2 tRNA genes and 2 rRNA genes are annotated in these 5442 nt (G+C 53.3%); all 4 read left to right on the top strand.

Going from position 1 to position 5442, the window contains the following annotated elements:
• Positions 1–310 precede the first annotated feature (310 nt).
• The 4 genes from LPA37_RS27510 (at position 311) to LPA37_RS27525 (ending at position 5289) form a co-directional block, all read left to right on the top strand.
• A 16S ribosomal RNA gene (locus tag LPA37_RS27510) occupies positions 311–1841 on the top strand.
• A 65-nt stretch (positions 1842–1906) separates the two neighbouring features.
• Positions 1907–1983: transfer RNA gene (locus tag LPA37_RS27515), tRNA-Ile, on the top strand.
• Positions 1984–2036: 53 nt separating this feature from the next.
• Positions 2037–2112 (top strand) — tRNA-Ala (locus LPA37_RS27520).
• Positions 2113–2408: 296 nt separating this feature from the next.
• Positions 2409–5289 (top strand): 23S ribosomal RNA (locus tag LPA37_RS27525).
• Together the 16S and 23S rRNA genes with 2 tRNA genes alongside form the textbook arrangement of a ribosomal RNA operon.
• Positions 5290–5442: the final 153 nt, after the last annotated feature.

Here is a 5442-nt window from a genome sequence, read left to right on the forward strand (position 1 = left end):
TCTTCATAATCTCGTTTCTGTGCTGCGGATGCAGCGACGCAAAACGAAGCGGTGCCGGGTGGGTGTGGGTGGCACGGTTTGGGTGGATGCGTAATTGATCTTTAAAAATTAACAGCCGATAAGTGTGGGCGCTTGATGGCGGACGCGGTCGGGTTCTTCGGGACCTGACATAAAGCGAAAGTATCAAGTCTCACACAGTAATGAAAGGAAGGTTGTCGTGTTGGGGTGTCAAAACTTCGGCAGGATGATCATTCGTCAGTACGTTGAGTGAGCGACCTATTCGCGAGAATAGAAAACAGTAACAGGCATTGAACTGAAGAGTTTGATCCTGGCTCAGATTGAACGCTGGCGGCATGCCTTACACATGCAAGTCGAACGGCAGCACGGGGGCAACCCTGGTGGCGAGTGGCGAACGGGTGAGTAATACATCGGAACGTGTCCTGGAGTGGGGGATAGCCCGGCGAAAGCCGGATTAATACCGCATACGCTCTACGGAGGAAAGGGGGGGATCTTAGGACCTCTCGCTCAAGGGGCGGCCGATGGCAGATTAGCTAGTTGGTGGGGTAAAGGCCTACCAAGGCGACGATCTGTAGCTGGTCTGAGAGGACGACCAGCCACACTGGGACTGAGACACGGCCCAGACTCCTACGGGAGGCAGCAGTGGGGAATTTTGGACAATGGGCGCAAGCCTGATCCAGCAATGCCGCGTGTGTGAAGAAGGCCTTCGGGTTGTAAAGCACTTTTGTCCGGAAAGAAAACCTTTGCCCTAATACGGTGGGGGGATGACGGTACCGGAAGAATAAGCACCGGCTAACTACGTGCCAGCAGCCGCGGTAATACGTAGGGTGCAAGCGTTAATCGGAATTACTGGGCGTAAAGCGTGCGCAGGCGGTTCGTTAAGACAGATGTGAAATCCCCGGGCTTAACCTGGGAACTGCATTTGTGACTGGCGGGCTAGAGTATGGCAGAGGGGGGTAGAATTCCACGTGTAGCAGTGAAATGCGTAGAGATGTGGAGGAATACCGATGGCGAAGGCAGCCCCCTGGGCCAATACTGACGCTCATGCACGAAAGCGTGGGGAGCAAACAGGATTAGATACCCTGGTAGTCCACGCCCTAAACGATGTCAACTAGTTGTCGGGTCTTCATTGACTTGGTAACGAAGCTAACGCGTGAAGTTGACCGCCTGGGGAGTACGGTCGCAAGATTAAAACTCAAAGGAATTGACGGGGACCCGCACAAGCGGTGGATGATGTGGATTAATTCGATGCAACGCGAAAAACCTTACCTACCCTTGACATGGACGGAACCTGGCTGAAAGGCTGGGGTGCTCGAAAGAGAACCGTCGCACAGGTGCTGCATGGCTGTCGTCAGCTCGTGTCGTGAGATGTTGGGTTAAGTCCCGCAACGAGCGCAACCCTTGTCCCTAGTTGCTACGCAAGAGCACTCTAGGGAGACTGCCGGTGACAAACCGGAGGAAGGTGGGGATGACGTCAAGTCCTCATGGCCCTTATGGGTAGGGCTTCACACGTCATACAATGGTCGGAACAGAGGGCTGCCAACCCGTGAGGGGGAGCTAATCCCAGAAAACCGATCGTAGTCCGGATCGCACTCTGCAACTCGAGTGCGTGAAGCTGGAATCGCTAGTAATCGCGGATCAGCATGCCGCGGTGAATACGTTCCCGGGTCTTGTACACACCGCCCGTCACACCATGGGAGTGGGTTTTACCAGAAGTGGCTAGTCTAACCGCAAGGAGGACGGTCACCACGGTAGGATTCATGACTGGGGTGAAGTCGTAACAAGGTAGCCGTATCGGAAGGTGCGGCTGGATCACCTCCTTTCTCGAGCTAGACGTGTTCCACGTTGAGCGCTCACGCTTATCGGCTGTGAATTTAGACAGACTCAGGGGTCTGTAGCTCAGTCGGTTAGAGCACCGTCTTGATAAGGCGGGGGTCGATGGTTCGAATCCATCCAGACCCACCAAAGTCTTGTCTGGTGAGCTGGCCGTCTAAAACCTCTGGGGCATCTGCATGACTGGGGGATTAGCTCAGCTGGGAGAGCACCTGCTTTGCAAGCAGGGGGTCGTCGGTTCGATCCCGTCATCCTCCACCAATCTTCAATGCACAGCATCTGGTTCGGTGAACCGGGCGTTATGCATTGGCGATTGAGCCAGTCAGAAAGATACGTGGTTATAGCAATCACGCAATCGGCTGTCGTTCTTTAACAATCAGGAAGAAGTAGTAAAGAGATTCACGAAAGGATACTTAGAGATGGGTGTCCGAGTAGGTGAATCAGGGTTGTGATTGTATCAATGTATTTTAAAGGGGAATCGAAAGATTGCTCTTGGAATACGGCGCAACACGAATACTCAACCTGTAGCGATGTGTCGCGAGACGCACTCGTTATAGGGTCAAGCGAACAAGTGCATGTGGTGGATGCCTTGGCGATCACAGGCGATGAAGGACGCGGTAGCCTGCGAAAAGCGGTGGGGAGCTGGCAAACGAGCTTTGATCCACCGATATCCGAATGGGGAAACCCGGCCCGTATGGGTCATCCGTAGCTGAATACATAGGCTGCGTGAAGCGAACGCGGTGAACTGAAACATCTAAGTAACCGCAGGAAAAGAAATCAACCGAGATTCCCAGAGTAGTGGCGAGCGAAATGGGATCAGCCTGTACTCTTTATCTTCATTGTTAGTCGAAGGCTCTGGAAAGTGCCGCCATAGCAGGTGATAGCCCTGTAGACGAAAACAGCGAGGAAGAACTAGGTGTACGAGAAGTAGGGCGGGACACGTGAAATCCTGTCTGAAGATGGGGGGACCATCCTCCAAGGCTAAATACTCGTGATCGACCGATAGTGAACCAGTACCGTGAGGGAAAGGCGAAAAGAACCCCGGGAGGGGAGTGAAATAGATCCTGAAACCGCATGCATACAAACAGTCGGAGCCTTCGCAAGGGGGTGACGGCGTACCTTTTGTATAATGGGTCAGCGACTTACATTCAGTGGCAAGCTTAACCGATTAGGGCAGGCGTAGCGAAAGCGAGTCCGAACAGGGCGTTCAGTCGCTGGGTGTAGACCCGAAACCAGGTGATCTATCCATGGCCAGGATGAAGGTGCGGTAACACGTACTGGAGGTCCGAACCCACTAACGTTGAAAAGTTAGGGGATGAGCTGTGGATAGGGGTGAAAGGCTAAACAAACCTGGAAATAGCTGGTTCTCTCCGAAAACTATTTAGGTAGTGCCTCGTGTATCACCTTCGGGGGTAGAGCACTGTCATGGTTGTGGGGTCCATTGCGGATTACTACGCCATAGCAAACTCCGAATACCGAAGAGTGCAATCACGGGAGACAGACATCGGGTGCTAACGTCCGGTGTCAAGAGGGAAACAACCCAGACCGCCAGCTAAGGTCCCCAAATATTGCTAAGTGGGAAACGAAGTGGGAAGGCTAAAACAGTCAGGAGGTTGGCTTAGAAGCAGCCATCCTTTAAAGAAAGCGTAATAGCTCACTGATCGAGTCGTCCTGCGCGGAAGATGTAACGGGGCTAAGCAATATACCGAAGCTGCGGATGCACATTTATGTGCATGGTAGGAGAGCGTTCCGTAAGCCTGCGAAGGTGCATTGAAAAGTGCGCTGGAGGTATCGGAAGTGCGAATGCTGACATGAGTAGCGATAAAGGGGGTGAAAGGCCCCCTCGCCGTAAGCCCAAGGTTTCCTACGCAACGTTCATCGGCGTAGGGTGAGTCGGCCCCTAAGGCGAGGCAGAAATGCGTAGCTGATGGGAAGCAGGTTAATATTCCTGCACCATTGTTAAATGCGATGGGGGGACGGATCGCGGAAGGTTGTCCGGGTGTTGGAAGTCCCGGTCCTTGCATTGGAGAAGGCGCTTAGGCAAATCCGGGCGCGTAATTCAAGGGTGCGAGGCCATTCACTTCGGTGAAGAAGCAACTGGAAGTGGTTCCAAGAAAAGCCTCTAAGCTTCAGTTTAACAAGACCGTACCGCAAACCGACACAGGTGGGCGAGATGAGTATTCTAAGGCGCTTGAGAGAACTCGGGAGAAGGAACTCGGCAAATTGGTACCGTAACTTCGGGATAAGGTACGCCCCTGTAGCTTGACTGGCCTGCGCCAGAAGGGTGAAGGGGTTGCAATAAACTGGTGGCTGCGACTGTTTAATAAAAACACAGCACTCTGCAAACACGAAAGTGGACGTATAGGGTGTGACGCCTGCCCGGTGCCGGAAGATTAAATGATGGGGTGCAAGCTCTTGATTGAAGTCCCGGTAAACGGCGGCCGTAACTATAACGGTCCTAAGGTAGCGAAATTCCTTGTCGGGTAAGTTCCGACCTGCACGAATGGCGTAACGATGGCCACACTGTCTCCTCCCGAGACTCAGCGAAGTTGAAGTGTTTGTGATGATGCAATCTCCCCGCGGCTAGACGGAAAGACCCCATGAACCTTTACTGTAGCTTTGCATTGGACTTTGAACCGGTCTGTGTAGGATAGGTGGGAGGCTTTGAAGCGTGAACGCCAGTTTGCGTGGAGCCGTCCTTGAAATACCACCCTGGTTTGTTTGAGGTTCTAACCTTGGCCCGTGATCCGGGTCGGGGACAGTGCATGGTAGGCAGTTTGACTGGGGCGGTCTCCTCCCAAAGTGTAACGGAGGAGTACGAAGGTACGCTAGGTACGGTCGGAAATCGTGCTGATAGTGCAATGGCATAAGCGTGCTTAACTGCGAGACCGACAAGTCGAGCAGGTGCGAAAGCAGGTCATAGTGATCCGGTGGTTCTGTATGGAAGGGCCATCGCTCAACGGATAAAAGGTACTCTGGGGATAACAGGCTGATACCGCCCAAGAGTTCATATCGACGGCGGTGTTTGGCACCTCGATGTCGGCTCATCTCATCCTGGGGCTGTAGCCGGTCCCAAGGGTATGGCTGTTCGCCATTTAAAGAGGTACGTGAGCTGGGTTTAAAACGTCGTGAGACAGTTTGGTCCCTATCTGCCGTGGGCGTTGGATATTTGAAGGGGGCTGCTCCTAGTACGAGAGGACCGGAGTGGACGAACCTCTGGTGTACCGGTTGTCACGCCAGTGGCATCGCCGGGTAGCTATGTTCGGAAGAGATAACCGCTGAAAGCATCTAAGCGGGAAACTTGCCTTAAGATGAGATATCCCCGGGGCTTCGAGCCCCTTGAAGGGTCGTTCAAGACCAGGACGTTGATAGGTCAGGTGTGGAAGCGCAGTAATGCGTTAAGCTAACTGATACTAATTGCCCGTAAGGCTTGATCCTATAACAAGTGTGTCTCAGGGTTCACACAGAACCCCGCGCACGGTTGAGTGATCAGTGTTGTGCCAGAAACAGCACAGCCCAAAGTAACACCGGGAGGCATCCTCTCAACTACTTCTTCCAGATTGGTTGTGCTGGCCCGGGCTTCAGAGCCCA

It is taken from the genome of Paraburkholderia gardini (assembly GCF_907164545.1).
In the GTDB taxonomy this organism is placed as follows: domain Bacteria; phylum Pseudomonadota; class Gammaproteobacteria; order Burkholderiales; family Burkholderiaceae; genus Paraburkholderia; species Paraburkholderia gardini.